Annotated in this window: 2 protein-coding genes; both read left to right on the plus strand. The window is 72.1% G+C overall.

The features are described 5' to 3' along the window. On the plus strand, nt 1–1755 hold a 1755-nt coding region (locus ACH499_RS34540), incomplete at its 5' end, for a condensation domain-containing protein (RefSeq protein ID WP_399020982.1). Beyond that, a partial coding sequence (locus ACH499_RS34545) for a condensation domain-containing protein (protein WP_399020985.1) occupies nt 1752–2329 on the plus strand: 578 nt, incomplete at its 3' end. The genes ACH499_RS34540 and ACH499_RS34545, both read left to right, overlap by 4 nt.

The raw sequence follows: 2329 nt of genomic DNA on the forward strand, positions 1-2329 counted from the left end.
CGCACACCGCAGGAGGAGATCCTCGCCGGACTGTTCGCGGAGGTCCTGGGCCTGGAACGGGTCGGCATCGACGACGACTTCTTCACCCTCGGCGGGGACAGCATCATGTCGATCCAGCTCGTCAGCCGTGCCCGCGAGGCCGGGCTGGCCATCACGCCGCGGGACGTGTTCCTGCACAAGACCGTGGAACGGCTGACGGCCGTCGCCGCCCCGGTCACGGCGTCCTCGGCGCACTCCGAGGACGAGCCCGTCGGAGACGTACCGCTCACGCCGATCATGCACTGGCTGATCGACGGGGGCGGCGCGCTCGACGGATACAACCAGTCGACGCTCCTGTACGTGCCCGAGGACCTGGGCGAGGCGCCGATCTGTGCGGCCCTGGGCACCCTCCTCGACCACCACGACGTCCTGCGCGCACGCCTCGTACGTCCGGATCACCCGGACGGTGAGTGGCGGCTGACCGTCCCGGCGCCCGGGGCCGTGGACCCGGGGCGCTGCTTCCGGCGTGTCGACGCGGCCGCCCTGGACAGTGACGGTCTGCGGAGCGTGATGGAGACGGAGGCGGAGGCGGCGCGGCTGCGTCTCGATCCGGAGGCGGGGGTGATGCTCCAGGCGGTGTGGTTCGACACGGGCGCGGGCCGTGGTCCCGGCCGGCTGCTGCTGGTCGCGCATCACCTGGTCGTCGACGGGGTGTCCTGGCGGATCCTGCTGCCCGACCTGCGGGCCGCCTGGGAAGCGGCGCGCGACGGCCGGCAGGCCGGACTGGCCCCCGTGACCACGTCCTTCCGTACGTGGTCCGGGCTGCTGACGGAGCTCGCGGCCGACCCGGACCGTACGGCCGCCGAACTCGACCTCTGGACCGGGATGACACAGCCCGACCAGGGCCTTTTCGCCGATCTCGCCCCGGAGCCCGGCCGGGACGTCGCGGGCACCCTGCGACACCTGACACTCACCCTCTCCGAGGAGCAGACCGAGCCACTGCTGACCAGCGTCCCGGCGATGTTCCGGGCCGGCGTCAACGACGTACTGCTGACCGGTCTGGTGCTCGCTCTCGCCGACCACCGCCGACGCCACGGCCCCGGGACGGGCACCGCCGTACTGCTGGACCTGGAGGACCACGGCCGCGAGGAACTCGTCGACGGCGTGGACCTGTCCCGCACGGTGGGCTGGTTCACCAGCCTCTTCCCCGTGCGGCTCGACGCCGGGGCCGTCGACCTGGACGAGGCGCTGTCGGGCGGCGCCGCCGCCGGGCACGCGCTCAAGCGACTCAAGGAACAACTCCGTGCGATACCCGACCGCGGCATCGGCTACGGACTGCTGCGCCACCTGAACAGCGCCACCGCGGAGCGGCTCGCCGCGCTGCCCACGCCGCGCATCGGCTTCAACTACCTGGGCCGCGTCAACACCGCCGGCGCCGGCCTCCCGCAGGTCTGGACGCCCAGCACGGAGGAGGGCGGTCGTCCGGCCGCCCATGACACCGAAGCGGCCCTCCACCACGTCCTGGACGTCAATGCCGTGACACACGTGGGTCCCGACGGTCCCCGCCTGGTGGTCACGTGGTCCTGGCCCGCCGCCCTGCTGACCGAGGAGCGCGTCCAGGAGCTGGCACACGGGTGGTTCCGCGCCCTGGGCGCTCTCGTCACGCACGCCCGGCGGCCCGACGCGGGCGGCCGTACCCCCTCGGACGTGCCACTGCTCTCGCTGAGCCAGTCCGCGCTGGACCGTCTGGAAGCTGTGTGGAGGAAGAAGAAATGACGCACTCCGAGATCGAGGACATCCTTCCCGTCACGCCTCTTCAGGAGGGCCTCCTCTTCCATGCCCGCTACGAGGCGGACGGCGGCGTGGACGTCTACACCGTGCAGCTCGTCCTCGACCTCGAAGGCCGGCTGGACGCCGACCGTCTGCGCGCCGCGGCCCGGGAGCTGATCCAGCGCCACCCCAACCTCCGGGCGGGATTCGTCGCCGGGGAGTTCGAGGAGTCCCTCCAGGTCATCCCCTCCACGGTCGAGATCCCCTGGCGCGAGCACGACCTCGAAGGCGCTCCGGCGCACACGCACGAAGCGGAAGCGGGACGACTGGCCGACGAGGACCGGCTGCGGCGTTTCGACCTGGGCGAGCCGCCGCTGATGCGGTTCCTGCTGGTGCGCATGGGTCCCGAACGGCACCGTCTGGTGTGGACCGTTCACCACATCCTGATCGACGGCTGGTCCGGCCCGCTGCTCGTCCGCGAGCTGTTCGCGTTGTATGCGGGGCGGGTGTTGGGGCCGGTGGTGTCGTTCCGGGAGTTCTTGGGGTGGTTGCGGGGGCGGGATCGTGGGGCGGCTGAGGT

The sequence above is a fragment of the Streptomyces sp. NPDC018947 genome, assembly GCF_044390505.1.
Classification (GTDB): Bacteria; Actinomycetota; Actinomycetes; order Streptomycetales; family Streptomycetaceae; genus Streptomyces.